The organism is Gallibacterium trehalosifermentans (genome assembly GCF_042433055.1).
Taxonomy (GTDB): domain Bacteria; phylum Pseudomonadota; class Gammaproteobacteria; order Enterobacterales; family Pasteurellaceae; genus Gallibacterium; species Gallibacterium trehalosifermentans.
Genome location: NZ_JBHLWB010000008.1, coordinates 71,427 through 97,689, shown reverse-complemented (window position 1 = coordinate 97,689; position 26,263 = coordinate 71,427). Strand labels below are relative to the sequence as shown.

The 26,263-nt window shown below is 38.7% G+C and carries 25 protein-coding genes and 1 tRNA gene; 15 read left to right on the top strand and 11 right to left on the bottom strand.

Annotated elements, in window-relative coordinates:
* Window positions 1–146: 146 nt before the first annotated feature.
* The 4 genes from mutS (at window position 147) to ACFFHK_RS07595 (ending at window position 5,411) form a co-directional block, all read left to right on the top strand.
* Window positions 147–2,729 (top strand): DNA mismatch repair protein MutS, encoded by a 2,583-nt coding sequence (mutS, locus tag ACFFHK_RS07610; protein WP_382371134.1) that lies wholly within the window; start codon window positions 147–149, stop codon window positions 2,727–2,729.
* 21 nt (window positions 2,730–2,750) lie between these two features.
* The gene (gene argF, locus ACFFHK_RS07605; protein ID WP_382371132.1) at window positions 2,751–3,752 is read left to right on the top strand and encodes an ornithine carbamoyltransferase; all 1,002 of its coding nucleotides are present in this window, start codon (window positions 2,751–2,753) and stop codon (window positions 3,750–3,752) included.
* 40 nt (window positions 3,753–3,792) lie between these two features.
* On the top strand, window positions 3,793–4,182 hold the full coding sequence (locus tag ACFFHK_RS07600; protein ID WP_382371130.1) for a RidA family protein: 390 nt from the start codon (window positions 3,793–3,795) through the stop codon (window positions 4,180–4,182).
* Window positions 4,183–4,253: 71 nt separating this feature from the next.
* Window positions 4,254–5,411: an iron-containing alcohol dehydrogenase gene (locus ACFFHK_RS07595; protein ID WP_382371128.1), complete on the top strand. Its 1,158-nt coding sequence runs from the start codon at window positions 4,254–4,256 to the stop codon at window positions 5,409–5,411.
* Between the two features lie 43 nt (window positions 5,412–5,454).
* Here the strand turns inward: ACFFHK_RS07595 and nagE are convergent, their stop codons facing one another.
* The 3 genes from nagE to pssA all read right to left on the bottom strand — a co-directional run bounded on the left by nagE (window position 5,455) and on the right by pssA (window position 9,375).
* Window positions 5,455–6,927, bottom strand: a complete 1,473-nt coding sequence (gene nagE / locus ACFFHK_RS07590; RefSeq protein WP_382371126.1) for an N-acetylglucosamine-specific PTS transporter subunit IIBC — start codon at window positions 6,925–6,927, stop codon at window positions 5,455–5,457.
* A gap of 201 nt (window positions 6,928–7,128) precedes the next feature.
* The gene (locus ACFFHK_RS07585; protein WP_382371198.1) at window positions 7,129–7,989 is read right to left on the bottom strand and encodes a YicC/YloC family endoribonuclease; all 861 of its coding nucleotides are present in this window, start codon (window positions 7,987–7,989) and stop codon (window positions 7,129–7,131) included.
* 30 nt (window positions 7,990–8,019) lie between these two features.
* A complete protein-coding gene (gene pssA, locus ACFFHK_RS07580; protein ID WP_382371124.1) occupies window positions 8,020–9,375 on the bottom strand; it encodes a CDP-diacylglycerol--serine O-phosphatidyltransferase in 1,356 nt (451 codons plus the stop codon).
* A gap of 142 nt (window positions 9,376–9,517) precedes the next feature.
* On the opposite strand from pssA, the gene ACFFHK_RS07575 reads away from it, so the two are divergent.
* The 3 genes from ACFFHK_RS07575 to ACFFHK_RS07565 all read left to right on the top strand — a co-directional run bounded on the left by ACFFHK_RS07575 (window position 9,518) and on the right by ACFFHK_RS07565 (window position 13,146).
* Window positions 9,518–10,507: a TrmH family RNA methyltransferase gene (locus ACFFHK_RS07575; protein WP_382371122.1), complete on the top strand. Its 990-nt coding sequence runs from the start codon at window positions 9,518–9,520 to the stop codon at window positions 10,505–10,507.
* A gap of 430 nt (window positions 10,508–10,937) precedes the next feature.
* Window positions 10,938–11,657 (top strand): factor H binding protein domain-containing protein, encoded by a 720-nt coding sequence (locus tag ACFFHK_RS07570; protein WP_382371120.1) that lies wholly within the window; start codon window positions 10,938–10,940, stop codon window positions 11,655–11,657.
* Between the two features lie 61 nt (window positions 11,658–11,718).
* Window positions 11,719–13,146, top strand: a complete 1,428-nt coding sequence (locus tag ACFFHK_RS07565; protein ID WP_382371118.1) for a surface lipoprotein assembly modifier — start codon at window positions 11,719–11,721, stop codon at window positions 13,144–13,146.
* Between the two features lie 44 nt (window positions 13,147–13,190).
* On the opposite strand, the gene dnaE is transcribed toward ACFFHK_RS07565, so the two are convergent.
* From dnaE to ACFFHK_RS07530, 7 genes are all read right to left on the bottom strand, one after another.
* Window positions 13,191–16,664: a DNA polymerase III subunit alpha gene (dnaE, locus tag ACFFHK_RS07560; RefSeq protein ID WP_382371116.1), complete on the bottom strand. Its 3,474-nt coding sequence runs from the start codon at window positions 16,662–16,664 to the stop codon at window positions 13,191–13,193.
* Window positions 16,665–16,753: 89 nt separating this feature from the next.
* The gene (locus ACFFHK_RS07555) at window positions 16,754–17,008 is read right to left on the bottom strand and encodes a BolA family protein (RefSeq protein WP_382371114.1); all 255 of its coding nucleotides are present in this window, start codon (window positions 17,006–17,008) and stop codon (window positions 16,754–16,756) included.
* An 8-nt stretch (window positions 17,009–17,016) separates the two neighbouring features.
* Window positions 17,017–17,346, bottom strand: coding sequence for an STAS domain-containing protein (locus ACFFHK_RS07550; protein ID WP_382371112.1), 330 nt, complete (start codon window positions 17,344–17,346; stop codon window positions 17,017–17,019).
* A 10-nt stretch (window positions 17,347–17,356) separates the two neighbouring features.
* Window positions 17,357–17,965, bottom strand: a complete 609-nt coding sequence (gene mlaC, locus ACFFHK_RS07545) for a phospholipid-binding protein MlaC (protein WP_382371196.1) — start codon at window positions 17,963–17,965, stop codon at window positions 17,357–17,359.
* A 57-nt stretch (window positions 17,966–18,022) separates the two neighbouring features.
* Window positions 18,023–18,517, bottom strand: a complete 495-nt coding sequence (gene mlaD, locus ACFFHK_RS07540) for an outer membrane lipid asymmetry maintenance protein MlaD (RefSeq protein ID WP_382371110.1) — start codon at window positions 18,515–18,517, stop codon at window positions 18,023–18,025.
* A gap of 29 nt (window positions 18,518–18,546) precedes the next feature.
* Window positions 18,547–19,317, bottom strand: coding sequence for a lipid asymmetry maintenance ABC transporter permease subunit MlaE (gene mlaE, locus ACFFHK_RS07535; protein WP_382371194.1), 771 nt, complete (start codon window positions 19,315–19,317; stop codon window positions 18,547–18,549).
* Between the two features lie 11 nt (window positions 19,318–19,328).
* Window positions 19,329–20,123: an ATP-binding cassette domain-containing protein gene (locus ACFFHK_RS07530; protein WP_382371109.1), complete on the bottom strand. Its 795-nt coding sequence runs from the start codon at window positions 20,121–20,123 to the stop codon at window positions 19,329–19,331.
* 137 nt (window positions 20,124–20,260) lie between these two features.
* On the opposite strand from ACFFHK_RS07530, the gene lptC reads away from it, so the two are divergent.
* From lptC to ACFFHK_RS07490, 8 genes are all read left to right on the top strand, one after another.
* A complete protein-coding gene (gene lptC, locus ACFFHK_RS07525; RefSeq protein WP_382371107.1) occupies window positions 20,261–20,812 on the top strand; it encodes an LPS export ABC transporter periplasmic protein LptC in 552 nt (183 codons plus the stop codon).
* A complete protein-coding gene (gene lptA / locus ACFFHK_RS07520; RefSeq protein ID WP_382371105.1) occupies window positions 20,796–21,314 on the top strand; it encodes a lipopolysaccharide transport periplasmic protein LptA in 519 nt (172 codons plus the stop codon). Before lptC ends, lptA begins: the two co-directional genes overlap by 17 nt.
* 8 nt (window positions 21,315–21,322) lie before the next feature.
* On the top strand, window positions 21,323–22,048 hold the full coding sequence (lptB, locus tag ACFFHK_RS07515; RefSeq protein WP_382371103.1) for an LPS export ABC transporter ATP-binding protein: 726 nt from the start codon (window positions 21,323–21,325) through the stop codon (window positions 22,046–22,048).
* A gap of 20 nt (window positions 22,049–22,068) precedes the next feature.
* On the top strand, window positions 22,069–22,575 hold the full coding sequence (gene ptsN, locus ACFFHK_RS07510) for a PTS IIA-like nitrogen regulatory protein PtsN (protein WP_382371101.1): 507 nt from the start codon (window positions 22,069–22,071) through the stop codon (window positions 22,573–22,575).
* 25 nt (window positions 22,576–22,600) lie between these two features.
* A complete protein-coding gene (rapZ, locus tag ACFFHK_RS07505; RefSeq protein WP_382371099.1) occupies window positions 22,601–23,473 on the top strand; it encodes an RNase adapter RapZ in 873 nt (290 codons plus the stop codon).
* Between the two features lie 11 nt (window positions 23,474–23,484).
* Window positions 23,485–23,561, top strand: a tRNA-Arg gene (locus ACFFHK_RS07500).
* A gap of 18 nt (window positions 23,562–23,579) precedes the next feature.
* Window positions 23,580–24,074, top strand: a complete 495-nt coding sequence (gene tadA, locus ACFFHK_RS07495; RefSeq protein ID WP_382371097.1) for a tRNA adenosine(34) deaminase TadA — start codon at window positions 23,580–23,582, stop codon at window positions 24,072–24,074.
* A gap of 154 nt (window positions 24,075–24,228) precedes the next feature.
* Window positions 24,229–25,056: a class II glutamine amidotransferase gene (locus ACFFHK_RS07490; protein ID WP_382371095.1), complete on the top strand. Its 828-nt coding sequence runs from the start codon at window positions 24,229–24,231 to the stop codon at window positions 25,054–25,056.
* Between the two features lie 88 nt (window positions 25,057–25,144).
* Here the strand turns inward: ACFFHK_RS07490 and ACFFHK_RS07485 are convergent, their stop codons facing one another.
* Window positions 25,145–26,254 (bottom strand): Gfo/Idh/MocA family protein, encoded by a 1,110-nt coding sequence (locus tag ACFFHK_RS07485; RefSeq protein ID WP_382371093.1) that lies wholly within the window; start codon window positions 26,252–26,254, stop codon window positions 25,145–25,147.
* Window positions 26,255–26,263 lie beyond the last annotated feature (9 nt).

The window sequence follows — 26,263 nt, the reverse complement described above, 5'->3', positions numbered from 1 at the left end:
ACATAGACAAATTTTTGCGATCTTGTTCCCAAATTCAGATCCAGACTTAATAATCCACCACTAATTTGGCTAATCCTCTTCTTGGTAACTTTCGATTTCTGTCATCATCTTTTATACTATCGGTCGCATTCAAGCAAGGATATATTATGATGACGCAAGATAATGATTTCTCTTCCTATACCCCAATGATGCAACAATATCTACAAATAAAAGCAGAATATCCAGATATTTTGTTGTTCTATCGTATGGGGGATTTTTATGAATTATTTTTTGATGATGCAAAACGTGCATCAGCATTATTAGATATTTCGTTAACCAAACGCGGGCGCTCTGCTGGCGAACCGATCCCAATGGCGGGTGTCCCTTATCACGCTGTAGAGGGCTATTTAGCAAAGCTTGTTCAACTTGGTGAGTCAGTGGCGATTTGTGAACAAATTGGTGATCCTGCTACGACAAAAGGTCCCGTTGAAAGGCAAATTGTCCGCATCGTTACGCCTGGTACAATCAGTGATGAAGCTTTATTACCAGAACGTCAAGACAATTTAATTGCTTGTATCTATCTCGAAAAACAAACCTTTGCGCTTGCTACATTAGATATGACGTCAGGACGCTTTCAGATCAGTGAACATCGCAATGAAACCAGTATTACAACTGAGTTACAACGCCTATCACCTGTAGAAATCTTATATCCTGAAGATTTTGCCTTTATGTCATTACTTGAGCAATATAAAGGTTTACGCCGTCGCCCAACATGGGAATTTGAGCTGGGCACTGCAATCAAACTGCTCAATAAACAATTTGGCACCCAAGATCTAAAAGGGTTCGGCGTTGAAAAAGCATTAGTGGCACTGTGTGCAGCAGGTTGCTTGTTACAATATGCGAAAGAAACGCAACGCACCGCTTTGCCACATATCAATTCAATTTCATTAGCACAAGAAAGTGATTTTATTATTATTGATGTCGCCTCTCGGCGTAATTTGGAATTAACACAAAATTTAGCAGGTGGAACAGAAAATACCCTTGCTGCAATTCTAGATCGGTGCAACACACCAATGGGAAGTCGCCTATTAAAACGTTGGATACATCAACCTTTACGTCAAGGTAAGCAATTATTACAACGTCAAAATGTCGTAAAACAACTTCTGCATACTGATTTATACACAGAATTAAAACCACTATTACAACAAATCAGTGATATGGAACGGATTCTTGCGCGAGTTGCACTACGTTCAGCTAGACCACGAGATCTGACACGTTTACGTCATGGTTTAGCACAAATTCCGAAAATCATTGCCCTACTAAAACAACAAAATCAGGGACAATTTGATTTATTACTATCACAAATAAAAGATTTTACTGAATTATATCAATTACTTAATCAAGCCATTATAGAAACACCACCATTACTGATTCGTGATGGCGGTGTGATTGCCTCTGGCTATAATGCAGAATTAGATGAATGGCGAGATTTAGCAACAGGCGCAACCCAATTTTTAGAAAATCTTGAAACAAGAGAACGTCAAGCGACAGGGATTGACTCTTTAAAAATTGGTTTTAATGCTGTACATGGTTACTATATTCAAATCAGTCGAGGTCAAGCTGAGAAAGCACCCGCACACTATATTCGCCGCCAAACATTAAAAAATGCAGAACGATTTATTATCCCTGAATTAAAGAATCACGAAGATAAAGTCTTAAAAGCCCAAGGTGCAGCACTCGCTTTAGAAAAACAACTCTATGAAGAATTATTCGAAATGTTATTGCCTCATCTCGCTGATTTGCAACTTACCAGTTTAGCGGTCGCTGAGTTAGATGTATTAGCTAATCTTGCAGAACGTGCGGAAACGTTAAATTATGTAGCTCCTACTTTTAGCAATAAAATTGAGATCAATATTCAACAAGGACGCCACCCTGTAGTGGAAACCGTATTGCAACAACCTTTTATCGCCAATCCATTACAACTTAATCAGCAACGCCATTTATTAATTATTACGGGACCAAATATGGGGGGTAAAAGTACCTATATGCGGCAAACAGCGTTGATTACATTAATGGCATATATCGGCAGTTTTGTCCCAGCTGATTCTGCAATGATTGGACCGATTGACCGTATTTTCACCCGCATTGGAGCCTCAGATGACTTAGCATCAGGTCGTTCTACTTTTATGGTGGAAATGAGTGAAATGGCAAATATTTTGCATCAGGCAACCGCAAACAGTCTTGTGTTAATTGATGAAATTGGGCGAGGCACCTCGACTTACGATGGATTATCATTGGCATGGGCGTGTGCAGAATGGTTAGCAACCCAATTACAATCATTAACACTCTTTGCGACCCATTATTTTGAATTAACGGCTTTGCCTAAACAATTATCAGGCTGTATGAATATTCATCTTGACGCCAAAGAACATGGTGATACGATTGCATTCATGCACGCCGTTCAAGAGGGGGCAGCAAGCAAAAGTTATGGTTTAGCAGTAGCACAATTAGCAGGCGTTCCTCGCCCAGTTATCCAACTTGCTAAACAAAAACTAAAACAGCTAGAAGCATCATCGCAGCAGTTATCTCAAACCTCTCAGCAAGCGGAATTAGATTTCACGGCACCACAGGAAACAGATATACGCACTACTGCGGTTCTACAACAGTTAACAGATTTAGATCCTGATGATTTAACGCCAAAACAAGCTCTTGCTGCGTTATATCAACTAAAGCAACTATTGCAATCATAAGCAAATATATAGGGAGTTCTTATGCCAGTAAACTTACGTCAACGCCATTTCTTACGTTTATTAGATTTTACCTCGCAAGAAATTCAGTTTTTACTTGATTTATCTGCTGAACTAAAAAAAGCAAAATATGCTGGTACAGAACAACAACGTCTGAAAGGGAAAAATATTGCCTTAATTTTTGAAAAAACCTCTACTCGCACCCGTTGCGCATTTGAAGTCAGTGCCTTTGATCAAGGCGCAAATGTTTCATATATTGGACCAAGCGGTTCACAAATTGGGCACAAAGAGAGTATGAAAGATACCGCTCGTGTTTTAGGCAGAATGTATGATGCAATTCAATATCGTGGTTATGGGCAAGAGTTGGTAGAAACATTGGCACAATATTCTGGTGTACCTGTATGGAATGGCTTAACCGATGAATTTCACCCAACGCAAATTTTAGCTGACTTTTTAACCATGCTAGAACATGGTAAAGGCAAGCGTTTAGATCAGATGAAAATGGCTTATTTAGGTGATGCGCGCAATAATATGGGGAACTCTTTTGTAGAGGGTGCAGCATTAATGGGCTTAGATTTACGTTTAGTCGCCCCAAAACAATTCTTCCCAGAACAAAAATTATTAGATGAGGTCGCCGATATTGCCAAACAAACAGGGGCAAAAATTACCTGTACCGAAGATATTGCGGCTGGCGTGAAAGATGTAGATTTTATTTATACCGATATTTGGGTTTCAATGGGTGAGCCTGAAAGTGCTTGGGCGGAACGTATCGAGCTAATGAAACCTTATCAAGTCAATACTGAGTTAATGGCATTAACAGGTAATCCAAATGTGAAATTTATGCACTGTTTACCATCTTTCCACGATGAACACACCACCGTTGGTAAGGAAATTGCCGCTAAATATGGTTTAAAAGGATTAGAGGTTACAGATGAGGTATTTGAATCACCAGCTTCTATTGTTTTTGACGAAGCAGAAAATCGTATGCACACCATCAAAGCTGTGATGGTGGCAACACTGGCGTAATGACAAAATAACTATTTTTCAATCTAAAAAGGAAATAACCATGACAAAAATTATTCATACAGAAAAAGCACCCGCAGCAATCGGTCCTTATGTACAAGCTGTCGATTTAGGAAATTTAGTGCTGACTTCTGGGCAGATTCCAGTTAATCCAGCGACAGGTGAAATTCCAAGTGATATTGTGGCACAAGCTCGCCAATCCTTAGAAAATATCAAAGCGATTATTGAACAGGCTGGTTTAAAAGTCGCAGATATTGTCAAAACAACTGTATTTGTGAAAGATCTTAATCAATTTGCAACGGTAAATGCGGAATATGAGCGTTTCTTCAAAGAAAATAATCACCCAACGTTTCCCGCTCGCTCTTGTGTCGAAGTGGCTCGTTTACCAAAAGATGTCGGCATTGAGATTGAAGCGATTGCCGTACGTAAATAAATTTTTAGTAATATCTCTTTTAATGCTTTCCATGTTGGAAAGCATTTTTTATCTCGTAAAAGGCGTGTTTTATGGAAAATTTTACTCTTCATCTACCAACAAAAGTGTTATTTGGTAAAGGACAAATTGCCACTATCAAACAGCAAATCCCTGCTGGAGCAAAAATTTTAATGACTTATGGTGGGGGAAGTATCAAGAAAAATGGGGTATATGAGCAGGTTATCACAGCCCTAAAAGATTTTGAAATTATCGAATTTTCTGGCATTGAACCTAATCCACAATTCAGCACCTTGATGCAAGCTGTGGAATTAGCGCGCAAAGAGCAAGTAACTTTCTTACTGGCTGTCGGTGGTGGTTCTGTTTTAGACGGTACAAAATTTATTGCTGCTGCCATTAACCATCAAGGTGATGAATGGGAAATTGTAAAAAGCCACGGACAAGTCATAAAAAGTGCATTACCAATCGGAGCAATTTTAACTTTACCTGCAACAGGATCGGAAATGAACGGCAACGCAGTGGTTAGCCGTAAAGAAACACAGGATAAGCTTGGTTTCTTTTCAGCGCTTGTTAAACCCCAATTTTCCGTTCTCGACCCAACAACAACGTATTCATTACCAGCAAAACAAACGGCAAATGGCGTCGTTGACGCATTCGTACATACTTTTGAACAATATATGACTTATCCTGTTAATGCGAAAATTCAGGATCGCTTTGCTGAGGGTGTTTTCTCAACATTGATTGAAGAAGGACCAAAAGCATTAGCAGAACCAGAAAATTATGGTGTGCGCGCTAATATTATGTGGGCGGCAACCATGGCGTTGAATGGCATTTTAGGGGTTGGTGTACCACAAGATTGGGCATCACACGCTATCGGACATGAGCTCACGGCACAATATGGTTTAGATCATGGACAAACCTTAGCGATTGTTGTACCTGCAATTATGTGGCATCAACGTGAACTCAAAAAAGCGAAATTAATCCAATTTGCTCAACGTGTTTGGGGTTATCAAGGCATTGATGAAACTGAGGGCGTAAACATTGCGATTGAAAAAACACGTGCATTCTTTGAACAAATGGGCACACCAACTCGCCTATCTGCTTATGGCATTGATGATAGCCAATTCCCAACAGTATTAAAGAAACTTGCTGAACATCGTAGTGAAAATATCGGTGAACACAAAAATATCGATAATGCTGCGGCAGAAGAAATTTTACGTTTAGCACTTTAAGGCAAAATTAAGCCCCATCATGATGGGGCTTTATCTTATATCATTATAGTTTTTTCATCTCATCAGCAACCATTTCAGCTTCTGGTCCAAGAATCACTTGTAAAGCATTATCGCCTAATTTGATATTACCTTTTGAGCCTAACGCTTTTAGTTTGTTTTCATCTATCTTATTACGATCCACAAGAATCAAACGTAAGCGAGTAATACAAGCATCAATTTCTTTAATATTTGCTGATCCACCTAAAGCTGCAACAAAGTTCTTCGCTCGAGCAACTTTAGCTTCTGCGCTAAGTTGTGGTTCGCTTGTCGTTGAAACGGTTGCATCATCTTTTTCATCATCACGCCCTGGTGTTTTTAAATCAAAGGCTTTAATGACAGCACGGAATAACACATAGTAAATACCTGCAAACACGATACCTTGCAAAATGAGCATATACCATTGTGTTGCTAATGGGTTACGTGAAGATAACACAAGGTCAACTAATCCTGCACTAAAGCCAAAACCTGCAATCCAATGTAGGCTTGCTGCAAGGAAGACAGATACACCAGTTAATAAGGCATGAATGAGATAAAGTACTGGTGCAACAAACATAAAGGAGAATTCTAATGGTTCAGTTACGCCAGTGAAAAATGAAGATAATGCAGCAGCAAACATAATCGAACCGACTACCGCTTTCTTCGCTGGTTTTGCACTATGGTAAATCGCTAATGCTGCCGCTGGTAAACCAAACATCATAATTGGGAAGAACCCTGCTTGATACATACCCGTTTGCCCTAGGATAGCTTTACCCTCCGCTAAAGATTTTGCGCCACCTAAGAAGTTAGGAATATCATTAATACCAGCCACATCAAACCAGAATACTGAATTGAGTGCATGGTGTAAGCCAACAGGAATTAATAAGCGGTTAAAGAAAGCGTAAATACCTGCACCAATAGCCCCTAAACCTTGAATGGATTCACCGAAACCCACTAAACCATTGAAAATTACTGGCCATACATAAAGGAGAATAAATGAGACTAAAATCATTACAAAAGAAACGACGATTGGCACTAAACGCTTACCACTAAAGAATGCCAATGCTTGGTGCAGTTCTACTTTAGAGAAACGGTTATACAGTTCGGCAGAAATAATTCCCACTAAAATACCAATAAATTGGTTGTTAATTTTGCCAAATGCCGCAGGGACTTGATCAACTGGAATACCTTTTAATTGAGCAACCGCCCCAGGTGAAAGTAAAGTTGTTACCACTAAATAACCCACTAAACCAGATAACGCAGCTGAACCATGCTTATCTTTAGAAAGACCAAATGCCACACCAACTGCAAAAAGCAATGACATATTATCAATAATGGCAGCACCAGACTTAATTAGTAATGACGCTAATGCACTGTTACTACCCCAACCATCTGGGTCAATCCAATAACCAATACCCATTAAAATAGCCGCTGCTGGTAGTGCCGCAACTGGCACCATCAAGGCTCGCCCTATTTTTTGTAAATAAGAGAGAATATTCATAAAGGAGTCCTTATGTTGTGTTTTGAGGGGAATATATGCATTAACTAATAAGTAGTATAGGAAGTGAAAATATGTAAGTAAAATACAGATTATAATATTTGTGATAATGATCACTTTAAAATTTTATAAAAAATGAAGTAATACTTCATAAATTTACCTGAGATATTTCATTCAGGTTACAGGTAGTGAGGCATTACCCCACTACTCAATATTTTGTACTTGTTCACGCATTTGCTCAATTAACACTTTCAACGTTACTGCCGAGTTAGTAATCTCTGTATTAATTGATTTAGAGGCTAATGTATTGGATTCTCTATTTAGTTCTTGCATCATAAAGTCCAAACGACGACCGACTACGCCACCTTTGCGTAAAATCTCTTTCGTTTCTTTGATGTGCATTTCTAAACGGTCAAGCTCTTCTGCCACATCAACACGTTGTGCTAACAGAATCATCTCTTGTTCTAAACGAGTTGGATCGAATTGCAGTTGTACTTCTTCAAAACGTTGCAACAAACGCTCTCGTTGCCATTGTAAAACCTCTGGCATTTTTTGCCGCACAAAACTCACTTCGTTTTGAATGCCATCAAGACGTGAAGAAATTGCTTCTGATAATTTTTCCCCCTCTCGAGCACGCATCGCAATAAAATCGGTTAATAAGGTAGTAAATCCCTGCAAAATTTCCTGATTAATTTCATCAAGATCCACACTTAGGTCATCGACTACACCTGGATAACGCAACACCTCTATCGGATTGATTTCTCCTTCATTTAACTGCGTTTTAATCCAACGTAATGAATCAATGACTTGTGTCGCTAAGGTTTGATTGAGCGTTAAACCTGTGTTGTTATGGCTTAACTCAACCCGTAAATTACACTCTATTTTGCCTCGGGAAAGGCGTTGACGTAGCATTTCACGCAAATTATTTTCTAAGCCGCGGAACTGTTCTGGCAAACGAAAAAAAGTCTCTAAATATCGTTGATTTACTGAACGGATCTCCCAAACCGCACTCCCCCATTCTGCCTGAATTTCTTGGCGAGCAAACGCCGTCATACTATAAATCATTGCTAACATTTCTCTTTAATATTCATTAAATTACAAAATCATCTTCACCAAATGATCGGCTTTAATCCGCTCAAAACGGCGTAATACACGCTGTGCTGGTGCGGGGTAATTACTCGGCTTCTCGAGCTGTTGATAACTACTCAAAATGGTAGTATGTGTTCGGATTAATGCTAATTCCGTACAGTTTTTTTCCGTTAATTGATGATCAGGATCGTGAATTAATAAGCCATTTTCCGCATCTAAACGCCAAGCACGTGGATTCAAATTATTCCCCGTTAGCAAGACATAATTATCATCAATCCAAACACCTTTCAGATGATAACTATTTTCTCCGTCTTTCCATAAACGAATAATTAATTGCTGATTATCAATAAACTCTGCAAAACGTTTAGCAAATTGGCGCAAATTTTTCTCATACAAATATGGTAGCGCCCCAACTAATTTAAACGGTTCTGATGGTGGAATATAGAAATCATTTGCTGTTTTATCCCCCACAATAATTTCTACTTTTTTCCCCTCATGCAATAACGTACGAATCCGTTGTTGTAACGAACGAGGAAAATTAAAATAAGGCGTACAAATGGTTAGTTTTTTCTGGGTAACCAAAAATAGTGCTTCAATTACCTTATTTAACAAATTATTTTTGCCCAAGCCAAATAATGGCGTGATGCTCATTTTCTCTAAAGATAACGGCTGATTCTGGCAAAAATATTTCCCACTGAATGCCAAATGTTTTCGGAAAGAACGAATCACAGGGCGCAATTCCCGTGTTGATTTACGAGGTTGATCCAAACGGTTTACTGCCGAAATATCATTAAGATGTTGTTGAATAAACGCGACAAAACTATCTGCTAATTGCGGGTGAGTAATAACTTGATAACGATCATAACGATAGCGATCTTGTTGATGTAAATAGACATTATTAATACTCGCTCCGCTATACAACACCGTATCATCAAAGACGAAACCCTTAATATGCAATACCCCAAAAATTTCACGCGTATTAATCGGTACGCCATAAAAAATCACGTCATCAATACCATATTTTTGACGCATTTCTGCATACCAATCCGCATTACTATTCCCTTGCTCCTCGCCGATTCGCCCACGCTGCGCACGATGCCAATCCACAAAAATTTTCACATCTAAATTTGGGTGTTTTTGCTTAGCTTGATAGATTGCTTCGAGGATTTCTTGACCAGCCTCATCTTTTTCCCAATAGAGCGCTGTAATATAGACTCGCCTTTCAACTTGTTGAATTAATTGAATAATTTTTTGTTTAAACGCTTTTGCTGAAGGCAGAATCTCAATTTGTTCTTCATTTAAATCAAACGCTGGTAAACGAGATAACCTTCTTTTCGCACGTTCTAATCTTGATAGTAACATAACTTCATCATGGTTATGCAGCTCCCCCAACGGAACCGCTTTTATATGAAATGCCTAAGTTTACAATTAATTGTTAATATATCTCAACTGTTTCAGTTATAATGTGCGAAATTTTCCTATCGACCAACCTAGATACAAGCCAATGAATAAAAAACCAACTTTCCAAGAAAATAAATTCCGTACCAACAATCAAGATAAACGCCAATCTAAACCACAAAAACCTCGCTTTTCTGACAAGCCTCGCCGTGAAAAACCTGTTGAAAAAACATCAATTTGGGGTGGGCAACAACAACTTACTGCTCACAAAGCTAATCAAACACAAGGTGAAGTCAATGTTCGCATTAAATCTTCTGCACATGCGGTAAAAGAGAAAAAAACAGGACCACTTTCCCCTCGCGCTCCTGAAAAAATCCGTCAAAATCGTGCTGAAGAAGTGAAAGTTTATGGTGAATTAGCTTGCTTAACCTTATTTGAACATCGTCCACAAGATATTGTGCGTTTATGGGTAACACAAGAATTAAGCAAAAAAGCAGGCGAAATGATGAGTTATCTCGCTAATAATAAAAAAGCTTATCACGTGGTCAAAAATGATGAAATGCAACGTGTAACAGGGACTGAGCACCACGGTGGGATCTGTTTATTAGTGAAGAAACGCCCTCCTCTCAGTTTAAGCGGTTATTTAACCATTCCACGCCAACGAGATTGTATCGTGTTATTAGATGGTGTCGGTAATGCAGCAAATATTGGTGGCGTACTCAAAACGTTAGCGTTCTATGGTGTACAAAATGTCATTACTGACAATATTGATCTTGTACAAAGCCCTGCATCAATGCGTGTGGCTGAAGGCGGAATTGAGTTTTTACGTTTATTTGAAACCGAACACCCAACCTTGGCGATTGATCAGCTACAACAAGCAGGTTATCAGATTGTTCGGGCAAGTCTAGCCAAACAAGCTACCCCATTAGATCACGCTACATTTGCCGATAAAGTCGTTTTAGTGTTATCAGAAAATATGTGGAAAGAGCTTGATCCTAACGCAACCAATATTGCACTTTCCCGCTCGAATCAACTTGCCTCAGGTTTAAATATTGCAGTTACAGCGGGTGTTTTATTAGCAAAATGGTATTTTTAATTAACAATCTTAATTAGGAGAATATTATGTCATACTCAAAAATTATGCTTGCTTGTTTATGTGTTAGTTTAGCTGCTTGCAGTAGTGGGGGGGGGGTAGCTCGAAAAGCTCGCAAGCAGCACAAGAAGCTAAGTTACAACAACTGCAGAAACAGTTAGAACAAGCAGAAAAAGAGAAAGCAGAAGAAGCCGAAAAGACAAAACAGGCAATCGCAGATCTCCGTGAACAATTAAGTGAAATAGAAACGGCTAAAACTGAGGCAGAAAACAAAGCAGATAATCTCCGCAAACAATTAAATGAGATAGAAACCGCTAAAACTGAAGCGGAAAACGAAGTAACGGATCTGCGTACAAAATTAGATGATACTGAAAGCACATTAGAGAAACAAAAAGAAGTTATCTCAATTATTAATGCAAAGCTTGATGAACTCATGGCTACTGAGGGTGAACTAAAGGTTTCTACCTCTAAACAAGATAACAACCACTCTATCTACATTACCAAAAACTCTGATGCAACCCTTAATGAGGGCTTCAATAAACGCCCTTTAATCCTAGTGAGACGTGCGACCAATCCTGAAGATCAAACTTCTGATGATGGTATCTTAGCTGGCGATGAATATATTTATAAGCAAACTTATTCCACCATCTACACGCGCAACTATCTTGCAGCTTCCACTAGCGACGAAAAATTTACACGTGGCGGTTCTTTCCGCGTAAATGAGATTGTAGGGGAAACAACAAAACAAATTCCGACTGAAGGCAATGCAACTTATACAGGTGAAGCCTTTAATGCCGATAATAAGGGGAAATTTGAATATAGTATTAACTTTACTAACCGCACTGGCTCAGGTCGAATCTATCAATTAGCCAACAATTTACCAGATATTCAGCTCAATGAGGGGCAAATTACTGCAGGGCAACTCATTTCTCGTTCTTCAGAATCCATCATCTCATCGCAGGCTTCTATCAATAATGAAGTGGCGGGGAAATATACCGTCGGCTTATTTGGCAGTAATGCTGAAAATATTGCTGGCGAAGTTTATCTTGATAAAGAATTACCTCATGCAGTGAGAACCAATGGCGGAACACAACATCGATATGAGGGGCAAGTAAGAGGTGTTGTTTTTGCCGTTGCTGGCACAAAACAATAATGTTCACGCAATGCCGTTGTACATCATACAGCGGCATTTCTCTGTTTCTTAGGAAGATCAAATGAAGCGACTTTTTATTACCTCACTCTTATTCTTTTCATTTTCTGCTATTGCTCAGAATATCAATGAGGAGAAGCCATATCCTGAATTACACCAATCTATTGAATTTACGCCAGTGATCTTAAGTAACAATAATCCGTTGCGGCCTTTATCTGCCCCCAGAAAAGCAAAATTAGCCTATTCACAAACGATACCATCAACTCAGTTAGTAGGGCAGATCAACCAAGCCATTATGCAGCAGCAATGGGATAAATTACCTGATCTGCTCTTACAATATCAGCAACTACCAACCTATGATCAAGGACTGGTACATTATGCTTTAGCTAATGTCTATTATGCAAAGCAGGATTACGCTACGGCAATTTATCATTATCGAGCGCTACTCAAACAACACCCTAACATTATTTATCCTCGTTTCGATTTTGCCATTACCTTATTTGAAGATTTTCAATATCGCTCTGCAAGCAAACAACTGCAACACGTGTTACCTTTCCTTTCTGGCACAGTGCAAACGCTGGCACAGCAATATTATGACGCATTACAAAAACAACAGCGCTGGCAAATAGAGGTAAATTTTCAATATATCCAAACCGATAATGTCAATCAGGCATCTTCCGCAAAAACCATTGAACTGAATGGCAAGCGTTTTATTAAAACAGCGGATAGCCTTCCCCAAAAAGCTAACGGAATAAAATACCAAATTGGGGTGCAACGATTGATCCCATTAAAAGATCACCATTTCATTCAACCAGAACTGCACTATAACGGCATCTATTATTGGAATAATCAAGATTATAATGAACAAACGCTCCATTTAGGGTTAAGTTATCTCTATCAGCGCGCGTTATCAGGTTGGCAAATTACCCCATTTATCGAAAAGAACTGGTTTGCCCATTCACATTATAGTGATTATATCGGTGGGCGCCTCACCCATTATCAACGCTTTCCAGACAACTATGCTCTGCAAAATCAATTTACTTACACGCATAAGCGCTATCAAGATACCTTACTAGCAAAGCGCTATAATGGGCAGCAATTTGATGCACTTACTATTTTGTCATGGAAAATATTACCCTCTACAACACTATTTACAGGGTTAAATGTGCAACGAGATGTCGTCAACGAAAAAGCCTCTTCATCGAAAAAATGGCAAATTATGCTTGGTGGGCAATATGTCAATCATATCGTAGGTAATCAACTTACCTTGCGTTATGCCCAACGACATTTCGCTGCACCACATTATCTGTTGCAATATGAAAGGAAAGATCAAGAATATCAAATAGATTATGCCCTTTGGTCGCCGAAATTAGTATGGCAAGGATTTCTACCTAAATTACATTTTCATTATCAACAAATTGATAGCAATATTCCTGTTTTTTACTCTAGGAAAAATCATATGATTTTTCTTACCGTTGGAAAGATATTTTAATTTTTATTCATGAGCGGATTAATTTCCGCTCACGAATTTGTCAGCTAACTAAACTCCAATTCAACTTGTTCTTCACCAATCAGGGTGGTAAGTTCTGAAATTAAATCATCATGAGGGGTAATATGCCATTCTACCCCTAACGTTAACATTGCCCGACCTTTTGGGCTGTCATAATAGATATGAATTGGCGTTGTGCCTTGTGCATATGGCGTAATAATTTGTTTGAAGCGGTCGATAAATTGACTAGTGAGTTGCTCTTCTTTTAAGGCAATCGCTAAACTTTTGACAAATTTTTGCCGCATCTCTTCTAAGGTACTGACTTCACGCCCTATCATGCGGATACCCCCCGTAAAGTCATCGGGTAGCACCGAACCACTGACAATTAAAATCTGGTCTTTATGAATTTTAGACTCAAACTCAGTTAATGGATCAGAGAAAAGCGTAATGTCCAGACGTGCAGAGCGATCATCTAGCGTAATAATGCCTAAACGATTGCCTCGTTTGGTGAGGACCGTGCGGAAATTTACCACTAAACCACTCACCGTTACGGATTCATTGCGGCGAGTAACGGATACTTCCGCTAAACGATTACTGTAATGAGAAAGCTCTTTCACATAAGGACTAATTGGGTGGCTGCTTAAATATAATCCGAGGGTTTCTTGTTCCCCCTCCAAGATCATTTTTTGTGTCCATTTTGGTGTATTTGCATACGCCTGCTCAACGTCTTTTGGTGAGCTGGTTAATACCCCAAACATATCTGCCTGCCCTAACGCTTCATCTTTAGCATGCTGATCAGATGCTTTTAACGCATCATCTAAATTAAGAGAAAGTGCTGCACGGTGCGGTCCAAGTTTATCCAACGCCCCCGCTTTGATGAGATTTTCTAACGCTCGGCGGTTGATCTTTTTCAAATCAATTCTCGCACAAAGATCAAACACATCTCTAAATCGCCCACCACTGTCTCGTGCCGCAATAATGCTTTCTATTGCTGCTTCACCAACACTTTTGATCGCCCCAATACCATAAACAATTTCGCCTTTTTCATTCACACTGAAATGGTATTTGCCTTGGTTAATATCTGGTGGAACTACTTTTAATCCAATGCGTAAACTTTCATCGTAGAAATTGACAATTTTTTCGACTTTATCCATTTCTGACGTCATTACTGCTGCCATAAATTCCGCAGGATAATGCGCCTTTAACCATAACGTTTGATAAGACACTAACGCATAGGCAGCAGAATGCGACTTATTGAAACCATAGCCCGCAAATTTCTCTACTAAGTCAAAGATTTTCATTGCTAACTCGCCATCAACGCCGTTTTTAATCGCTCCCTCTTTAAATACCGAACGTTGTTTTGCCATTTCTTCTGGTTTCTTTTTCCCCATCGCACGGCGTAATAAATCTGCACCCCCTAGCGTATAGCCCGCTAAGACTTGAGCAATCTGCATCACCTGTTCTTGATATAAGATAATCCCATAGGTTGGTTCTAAAATGGATTTAAGTGATTCATGTTGATACTCAGCATCTGGATAGGAAATTTGTTCTTCACCATGCTTACGGCGAATAAAGTTATCCACCATGCCTGATTGTAGCGGACCTGGTCGGAATAACGCCACTAAAGCGATAATATCTTCAAAACAGTCAGGTTTTAAGCGGCGAATGAGATCTTTCATGCCTCGAGATTCTAACTGAAACACCGCAGTGGTTTGTGCATCAAGCAGTAATTTAAACGCTTTTTCGTCATCAAGTGGAATATGATGAATATCGACTTCAGGTTTTCCCTCTCGGCGCATTCTTTCATTAATCATATCCACTGCCCATTGGATAATGGTTAAGGTGCGTAAGCCTAAGAAGTCAAATTTTACTAAACCTGCATATTCAACATCATTTTTATCAAAGTGGGTAACAGGGTGTTTCCCTTCTGAATCACAATAAATTGCCGAGAAGTCTGTAATCTTAGTTGGCGCAATTACCACACCACCTGCGTGTTTTCCTGCATTACGGGTAACGCCCTCCAGTTTGCGCGCCATATCAATTAATTCTTTGACTTCTTCATCGCTATCATAAACTTCAACAAGTTTAGGCTCTAAATCAAATGCTTTTTGTAGCGTCATTCCTGGATCAGCTGGAATTAATTTAGCAATGCGATCGACAAAACCATAAGCATGACCTAATACTCGCCCCACATCTCGAATAACCGCTTTAGCCGCCATCGAACCAAAAGTAATAATTTGCGACACCGCTTCACGTCCATACATTTCAGCAACGTGTTCAATAACACGATCTCGCCCGTCCATACAGAAATCAACGTCAAAGTCAGGCATAGATACCCGTTCTGGGTTTAAGAAACGCTCAAAAAGCAAATCAAATTCCAGCGGATCAAGATCGGTAATGCGTAAGGCATAGGCAACCAAGGATCCCGCACCAGAACCTCGCCCTGGTCCAACTGGGATATTGTTATCTTTTGACCATTGAATAAACTCCATCACGATCAAGAAGTAGCCAGGGAACCCCATTTGGTTTATTACATTTAATTCTGTTTCCAAGCGTTCATCATATTCAGGTCTGCGCTGTTTACGCACCTCTTCATCAGGGAACAATACAGCTAAACGCTGCTCTAAACCGATACGTGATTTTTGAATTAAAAAATCTTCCGTACTTAGTTCACCCGTTGGGAATTGCGGTAAGAAATATTCACCTAATCGAATCGTTACATTACAACGTTGCGCAATACATACGGTATTTTCTAACGCTTCAGGTAAGTCAGAGAATAACTCACACATTTCTTGTTGAGTGCGGAAATATTGTTGCGGTGTATAAATTTTAGGACGGTTGGGATCGTCTAAGGTAACAATATCGTGAATCGCTACCCGAATTTCATGCGCCTCAAAATCATCTTCATGAAGAAACATGACATCATTCGTTGCCACCAGCGGTAGTTGATGCTGTTCAGCCAAGGCTACAGCGCGATCCACATAACGCGCCTCATCACTACGTCCCGTACGACTTACCGCAAGATAGAAATGATCAGGAAAATATTGGCGGTAAAAATCTAAACAGGCTTCCGTCGCAATTTGATTTTCGCGTAATAAAAACTTACCAATATCGCCATTTTTACCACCAGAAAGAATAATAATACCTTCGGCATATTCTACTAACCATTGGCGTTCGATGGTCGGTTTCTCTTTATAGCCTCGTTGATATGCACGAGAGAGAAGTAAGGTAATATTTTGATAACCTTGATTATTTTTTGCAAGTAACGTTAATTCAAACGGCTCATCTGGAAGTTCGGGGGTATCCACTAACACATCGGCACCGACAATGGGTTTGATGCCTTTCCCCAAAGCTGCACCATAAAAACGCACTAACCCACAGAAGTTTGTAAAATCAGTTAATGCCATCGCCACCATCTGATCTTTTGCGCATTCATCAACTAAATTTTTGACTTTAGCTAATCCGTTGATCATTGAAAAATCACTATGAACACGAAGATGAACAAATTTTGGCGATGACATAATTTTTCCTGATAAATAAAAGGTGATGAATCAAGATAATGCGCCAACACGACAAGCGCTAACGCATCATATGTATTTGAAAAATGGGATTATAGGTTAAAAAAGAGTTTTTCTCTTTTCCATTTATCTACCGTAAAGGTTTTTATCGTTAAAGCATGAATCGCATTACTCGCAAGATGTTCCATCAACGGTGCATAAATCATTTGTTGTTGTTTTACCCGTGAAAGTTCAGCAAATTTATCACTCACCGCAATCACTTCAAAATGGGCATTCTCACCGCGTACATAGACTTCGTCTAAATCAAGTTCTTGTTTTAATAGTTGTTCAATCTCTTTTGCTTCCATTATTTATCCTATTTCGTTATATATTTTGTTAACCACGTTTTTAATGAAAAAAGTTCAGCTAAATTCAAACATTGTTCAGGGACATTTGCTAATTGCACCTGCTCCATTGGGTTAAGTGCTAACAACTCTGTCAATAAAGCAAACCCTGCAGAATCAATATGACGGATTTGCTTGAGATCCCAAACGATTTTTTGGCAATCAGTAAGTTGAACTTGTTGTTGTAACACAAACTGTTGACGTTGCTGCCACAATGGCAACAATGTATGGCGATTTAAAACACCAATTAATGAAACACATGCCAACTGCCCATGCGTATCTAATTGCCACTGTAATTCCATCTTGCTCATCTTATTTTTTATCTATGGTTACAGGTAGGCTTGCGGATTGCTCAATTTGAGCGGTCAACACTTCAATCCCTTTTTGACGTAATATACCACTCCATTCATTTTTCTTTGTTTCAACCATGCTGACACCCTCTGCTGCCATATCATAAGCTTGCCATTCATTAGTTTTACTATTTCTCCGCCATTTAAAATCTAATTTAATTGGTGCCGCACCATTATTTTGTTCAACTACCACACGGATATTTACGATATTTTTCCCGTCAACTGATTTTTCAGGCTCAATACTCACTTTTTGCCCATTATAGAACGTTAATACTTGCGCATAAGACTGCTCGATAAAATTACCAAACGCGGTAAAAAATGCTTCACGTTGTTCTGCACTAGCTGTTTTAAAATAGTTACCCAACACCAAAGAACCTGCATATTTTACGTGTACATAAGGCATTAAATCTTGTTTTACGATAGTCCGTAAATAATTCGGGTTTTGTTTAATTTGCGTTTGACTTGCACTAATATCTGCAAACAATTTGTCCGATGCTTGTTGCATCAGTTGATAGGGATTTTGTTCTGCAACTGCAAAAAAACTGGTTAAAATTAACCCTGTTGTGATCATCACTCTCACGACGCGTTGTACATAATGTTTCAACATACCTGTTCTCCTCTGCATTAACTATTTTATTTCTTCTGGTGTGTCTGGCGCTTTTTTATCACCATACAAAAACTGCCCAATCAAATCTTCTAGTACCATTGCTGATTTTGTATCAGTAATCTTGCTTCCCTCTTTTAGCATTGGCGTTTCACCGTCATCAAAACCAATATTTAGCGCAATATATTGCTCACCTAATAATCCTGCCGTTTTAATGGAAAGTGAACTGTTATCTGGAATCTGGTTATATTTTTCATCAATCATTAACGTTACTTGTGGCAAATAGGTGTTTGCATCTAACGCAATCTCACTCACACGACCAATTACAACACCACCAATTTTAACTGGTGCGCGTACTTTTAAACCGCCTATATTATCAAAAGTTGCGGTTACTCGATATGTTTGCGACTCGCCAAAACTTTGGATATTTGCGACTTTTAAGCCTAAAAAAACTAATGCACTAATCCCTAATAATAGAAATAATCCTACCCAAAATTCATATTTCACACTATTTTTCATAACTTATCCTTATCTCAGTCATACTGCGATTAATTGCTACCAAACATTAATGCAGTCAAAATAAAATCTAATCCTAATACGACTAATGAAGCCTGTACTACTGTTTTTGTTGTTGCTTGGCTAATCCCCTCTGAGGTTGGCATAGCGTTATAGCCGTTAAACAACGCAATCCACACCACACTGACAGCAAAAAAGAGACTTTTAATTATGCCGTTGCCAATATCTTTACTCCACAACACCGCATTTTGCATCACAGCCCAAAAACTACCGCTATCAACACCTTTCCAATCAACGCCAACTAATGAGCCACCCCAGATACCCACAGCGGTAAAAATTAATGCTAACAAAGGCATAGCAATCATACCTGCCCAAAATCTTGGCGCTATTACTCGGCGTAATGGATTCACCGCCATCATCTCTAGCCCAGATAATTGTTCTGTCGCTTTCATCAAACCAATTTCTGCTGTTAATGCTGAGCCCGCTCGCCCTGCAAATAATAGTGCTGTAACGACTGGTCCTAATTCACGTAATAGCGATAATGCAACTAATTGCCCTAAACTCGTTTCAGCAGAAAAATCGACTAAAATGACATAGCCTTGTAACCCCAAGACCATACCAATAAATAGCCCAGACAATACAATAATTAATAAAGACTGCACACCTAGCACATAAAGTTGTTTTACCACTAACGGGAAACTCTTACGAAATTGCGGTTTTCCAATCAATGCACCATATAACATCAACCCTGATTTACCTAATGTACGAATCCAACGCACACCATATTTTCCAAGTCGCTCAATTACTGTTAATTTCACTGAAATAACTCCTCTTCATAAGGTTCCGCTGGGTAATGGAATTTCACAGGCCCATCTGCCTGCCCAGATAAAAATTGAATCACACGCGGATCGGTACTCGCTTTTAACTGTTCTGGCGTCCCCTCAGCTATGATTTTCTGTTCTGCGACAATATAACCATAATCCGCAATGCTTAACACTTCAGTAACATCATGTGAAATCACAATCGAGGTTAAATCTAAGGTTTGATTTAACTTTTTAATTAAATCAACAATCACCCCCATACTGATCGGATCTTGCCCAGTAAATGGCTCATCATACATAATTAAATCTGGATCTAAAGCAATCGCACGCGCTAACGCTGCACGACGCGCCATGCCACCAGAAAGTTCATTTGGCATTAATTCCGCTGCGCCACGCAACCCTACTGTTTCTAATTTCATCAATACCATTTTACGGATAATTGACTCGGGAAGATGAGTATGCTCTCTAATTGGAAAGGCAACATTTTCAAAAGTTGTCATATCAGTAAATAAAGCCCCTGACTGAAATAGCATTCCCATTCTTTCACGCACTTGATATAACGCTTTTGTTGACAAACTACAAATATCTTGCCCCTCTAATAAAATCTGCCCTTTTTCTGGAATGAGTTGCCCACCAATCAGTTTTAATAAAGTGGTTTTGCCTATGCCTGAAGGCCCCATAATGGCAGTAATTTTTCCTCGTTCAATACTCAAATTTAGATTGTGATAAATGGTTCTTTCACCACGCTTAAACGTCAAATTTTTAACTTCAATAAGAATATCTTGCATTCTTTTGCTGCCTTCTACCTTGGATCGTGGAGGAGCTATTTTAGCAGAATATCACTGGCTTGTTGAAAAAGAACTTACTTATTGCAATTTTATGGTATGATCCGCCCGCTAAATTTTCCAAAAAAGGTAGATGATCTATGTCCATTCGTTGGAATATCGTACTCTCTATTATCGTAATCACACTATCAGCATGGCTTTATTCTTTACAACAAACTGATGTACCACTGCTAAGTAAAAAAGATTCCGATCCAGAATATATTGCACAACAGATGACAACCACAGTCTATGGTCCAACGGGGTTGGTTCAATACCAAGCTGAATCTGCTCATGTTGCCTATTTTAATGACGATAGAGCAATTTTCACACAGCCTATTCTATATATTTATGATGAAAATAATGTAAAAATCTGGCAATTACAGGCCGATAAAGCCATTTTAACGAATAAAGATAATTTAACTTTGCAAGGTAACGTGAAGTTACAAAGTTTACAAAAAAATTCAAAACTACAAAAAATTGATACAGAGAAAGCATTTGTCAATTTAACGACACAAGATATCACTTCTGATACAATGGTTAGGCTAACAGGGTTAAATTTCACCAGTAATGGCAAAGTCCTAGACGGTAACCTACAAAAACAACTTGCAACGCTAAAAGAACAGGTTAAAACATATTATGAAATTCAAAACTAATTTAACACTCCTTGGTTTATTAACCTTATTATTTAGTTATTCTACATTCGCCTTAATTGGAGATTCTGAACAACCAATTAATATTGAATCGAATAATCAATCACTTGATTTAAGCAGTAATGTTGTTACCTTTACAGATAATGTAGTCATCACTCAAGGTAGCGTCAAAATTCATGCAGATAAAGTTGTGATCACTCGCCCAAACGACAAAGAAAAAGCAAAAAATAAAAAAGAAACTATTGAGGCGTTTGGTTCACCAGTGAAATTTCAACAACAATTAGATAATGGCAAAATTGTCTATGGTGATGCGAACAAAGTACATTATGATTTAGGGAAAGAATTTCTTACTTTAATCGGAAATGCAAAACTGAAACAAGCAGATAGTCGCATTAATGGCGATTTAATTACTTATGATGTGAAGAAACAACAACTAAAAGCCAATGGTAATGGGGCTTCACGCGTGAAAACAGTTTTAATTCCAAACCAACTAAAATCTAAATAGAGCATATTATGTCTGTTTTATCTGCTGAACATCTAAGCAAAAGTTATAAAGGGCGTTCTGTCGTTAATGGAGTAAGTTTAACCATTAATTCTGGGGAAATTGTTGGCTTATTAGGTCCAAATGGTGCGGGAAAAACCACCACTTTCTATATGGTCGTTGGGCTAATTAGCCACGATGACGGTAAAATTAGTATTGATAATCAAGATATTAGCCGTTTACCAATGCACCAACGTGCCAAACAAGGCATCGGCTATCTACCACAGGAAGCCTCTATTTTCCGCCGTTTATCTGTCTATGATAATTTAATGGCAGTATTAGAAATCCGTAAAGACTTGACCAAAGATCAACGTATTGACGAACTCGAGCGTCTGCTTGATGAGTTTCACATTAGCCATATCAAAGATAATTTAGGGCAAGCTCTCTCAGGAGGGGAACGCCGTCGAGTTGAAATTGCGCGTGCATTAGCCGCCAATCCAAAATTTATCTTACTAGACGAACCTTTTGCTGGCGTTGATCCAATTTCAGTATTAGATATTAAAAATATTATTCAAGCATTGCGAGATCGAGGTTTAGGCGTCTTAATTACAGACCACAATGTACGCGAAACACTAGATGTCTGTGAACGCGCTTATATTGTGAGTGAAGGAAAAATGATTGCAAATGGTACGCCACAACAAGTTTTAGCCGATGAACATGTAAAACGTGTTTACCTTGGTGAGCATTTTAAACTTTAATTTTATACCTAAATTCTTGTATGAAAATTACCGACTTTCTCAAAAAAGAAAATATTCGCACTGGTTTATTATGTTCCAGTAAAAAACGTGTTTTTGAATTAATCTGTAATATTGTTTCATCACAAACCGATGAACAAGAAAATAGTTGTTTTGAAGCAATCTGTCATCGAGAACGCATGGGAAATACTGGGTTAAACAATGGTATTGCCATTCCGCACGCAAAACTTGCTGTAGGAGATAAGCCTATTGCCGTATTTTTACAACTTAACACACCGATTAAATACGACTCGGCAGATCACCGTGATGTAGATCTCATCTTTGCAATTTTAATTCCAGAAACCTGTTGCCCAAGTTGTTCACCGCTACTCCCTTATCTAGCAGAATGTTTTTCTGATAAAAATTTATGTAAACAATTACGCTTAGCCAAGAGCCCTGAGGAAGTTTGGTCAATTTTCCTCACGTTTGATCATGTAGAATCACTTGAACGCTCAGAAGAAAGCGAACAAACTACCGATCATTCACTCTGAATTGAATCAAAACTGGGAGGATATTATGGAGCTTGTTATTATTAGTGGTCGCTCAGGTGCAGGGAAATCGATTGCACTACGTGCATTAGAAGACATTGGCTATTATTGTATTGATAACTTACCCTTATTTCTTATCCCTCAACTGATTGAAAAATTAACCTCTAGTCAACAAACTATTGCCATTAGTGTCGATATTCGTAATATTCCACTACAACCACAAGAATTAGAAACAACACTTGAGCAGTTGCCTCACTCCTGCAATACTAAAATTATTTATCTTGATGCCGATCGCAATACCTTAATCCGCCGTTATAGTGATACTCGACGTGTACACCCACTTTCTAAAGATAATCTCTCGTTAGAGGGATCGATTGATTTAGAGAAAGAACGGCTTGAACCGTTATTTCAACACGCTAACTTTGTGATTGATACCACAAATTTATCCACTCACCAACTCGCCGAAAAACTACGTGAGTTTGTACGAGGTAACGGTAATAAAGAACTGCAAATTGTCATTAAATCATTTGGTTTCAAATACGGTATTCCACAAGATGCCGATTATATTTTTGATGTGCGCTTTCTACCTAATCCACACTGGGAACCTAAACTACGCCCACTCACAGGCTTAGATCAGCCAATTATTAATTTCTTACGACAATATGATGTAGTACGTGAGTTTCTTTATTCTACACGTAATTACATCGAAACTTGGTTACCACAGCTTGAACAAAATAACCGTAGTTATTTAACAATTTGTATCGGTTGTACTGGCGGTAAACACCGATCAGTGTATATAGCACAACAATTAGCGGATTACTTTAAAGCGAAAGGAAAAAATATTAAAATTCAGCATATTTCTTTACTTCGCCAAGAACACAAAAATAACAATACTAACTAGCTCAATTTTACGAATGTGTAGCTCAGTTGGATAGAGCAACCCCCTCCTAAGGGGTAGGTCGGCGGTTCAAATCCGCCCACGTTCGCCAATCACTTTTATGCACATTATGACCGAACAAGATCAACAGTTTATGCAATATGCCTTAACTTTAGCAGATAAAGCTGCAGCCATGGGAGAAATCCCTGTTGGCGCAGTATTAGTCGATGCACACGGTGAAATTATTGCCGAAGGTTGGAATCAATCCATTACGCTATCAGATCCTACAGCTCACGCAGAAATTATCGCATTACGCCAAGCGGGACAAAAAATCCAAAATTATCGCCTACTCAATACAACACTCTATGTTACATTAGAACCTTGTCCAATGTGTGCAGGTGCGATTCTACATAGTCGCATTAAACGTTTAGTCTTCGGCGCAATGGATTATAAAACAGGTGCAATCGGCTCCCGTTTCCACCTTTTTGATGATTATCGAATGAATCATGTAGTAGAGATTACTTCTGGTGTACTCGCTCAAGCGTGCAGTCAAAAAATTAGCCAATTTTTCCAACAACGCCGTGCACAACAGAAATTAGCAAAAACTCACCTAACTTGTCGCTAAAATCACTATAGCAAACCACCATTAATAACCATTTAACAACAAAATAGACTTTTATATAACAAATAATTATTAATAACCTTACTACTCATATGTGAATTATCCATTTATAATACGCACTCTTATTTTTACTAAATTTATTTTCATAGGTTAAATTATGTGTCAATTACTGGGAATGAATTGTAATACCCCAACCGACATTGTGTTTTCCTTTGAAGGCTTCCGTCGTCGTGCAGGGATAACTGATTGCCATTCAGATGGTTTTGGTATCGCCTTTTTTGAAGGGAAAGGTGTTCGCGTTTTTCGTGATGACAAACCATGTAGTTCATCACCGATTGCTGATTGCGTTAAACAATATCACATCAAATCACTTAATGTGATAGCACATATCCGAAAAGCAACACAAGGCGATGTGAACTTAGAAAATACGCACCCCTTTATGCGTGAGATCTGGGGAGAAAACTGGGTTTTCGCACATAATGGTAATTTAAAAACCTTACCAGATTTATCTGATTGTCGTGCCCAACCGATCGGTTCAACCGATTCAGAAGCCGCGTTCTGTTATATGGCAGAGTTTTTAAAACGCCGCTATCATCGCAAACCAAGTGAAGAAGAAATCTTTGCCGCTGTCTATGAAGTTACCCAAGAACTCGCTCAATTAGGTACATTTAATTTTATCTTATCTAATGGGCAATTTATGATTGCACATTGCTCAACTTTCTTACACTACCTCACACGCAAAGCACCATTTGGCAAAGCTTTCCGTGTTGATGATGACGGCTTTATTGACTTTAACGATTATGCCAAACCAGGCGATAAAGTTACCATTATCTCTACCCAACCATTAACAAAAAATGAATGCTGGACCAAAATGGAAAACGGTGGATTTGTGATGTTTAAAGATGGCGAAAAAATAAAAGAAATTATCGGACAAGCAAAACAAATTGAAGATGACGGAACATTAGGTAATATGAAAATTGCGTAATATCCCATTTCTTTCCAAACAGATGAACAATAAAAAAATAGCCGACAAACTGCTCGGCTATTTTAATTAACGCAATGAAACTGCTTGTTTATTTACCATTGATAATTTCGGCTACAGCCACTTTTCGATTTTCATAACGAGATCGAGTACACGCATCAGCAGTTGCAATAGCAGCTCGCGCAGCCTCACCTGTTAGGAGTTTCTCAAATTCGGTTGTTGGCTGCATACCGTGCATAATATCATTAAGGTATTTCATCTCTTTTTTCATTACTGAACTTAACCACAATGGTGTGCGTTTACCTGGGTGCCCATATTGGATTGCACCGTCCATTTCTGTCCCCATATAAATACGAGTACGGTCATCATCTTCTTCTTGAGATTCATGAATTAAGAAATAGGTATCTTTGCCATCTACACGCAATGTGCCACCGCAATGATACATATCTAATTTAATTGCCCCTTTCTCCCCCTGAATTAACACATAATGTTCGCCCCAACGGAATGCCGACCCCCACTCTAAAACAGCGAAACGTCCATCATCAAATTCCATATTCACAAATAACATATCATCTTCATCACCAAATTTTTCACCTTGATGTGCTACATTACCTGCGGTCATTGTAACCGTTTTGGGCATACCTCCCATTAAGAATTGCACACAATCTAATTCGTGAATATGGTGATAAAGATGTCCGCCTGATTTTTCTCTGATTTTTTTCCAAGAAATGGTTGGTTGTTCATCTTCCCAACCATTGCGAGCGGTATGGCAGTACAACACTTTACCAATCACACCTTGATTAATCAGCTCTTTTGCATGATGTACCCCATTAAAGAAATTCATAATATGTCCAGCCATAAAGGTAACACCATTCTCTTCACAAGTACGCACCATCTCATCACAATCGGCATAACTTAATGCTATCGGCTTTTCACAGAAAACATGTTTCTTATGTTTTGCCGCTAATAACACAGGTTCTTTATGTAAATAATTTGGGGTAGCAACAATAACACAATCAACATCTTCTCGCCCCACCAACGCTTCTAAACTTTCTGCCACATCACACTGCAGTTCTTCGGCTATCGATTTTCCATTTTCTGGATCATAGACTACCGTTACTTTTGCATCATCATTTTCATTCATAAAGCGAGCTAAATCTGCACCAAAATAGCCTACACCCACGACACCATATTTCACCATTTTCTTTCT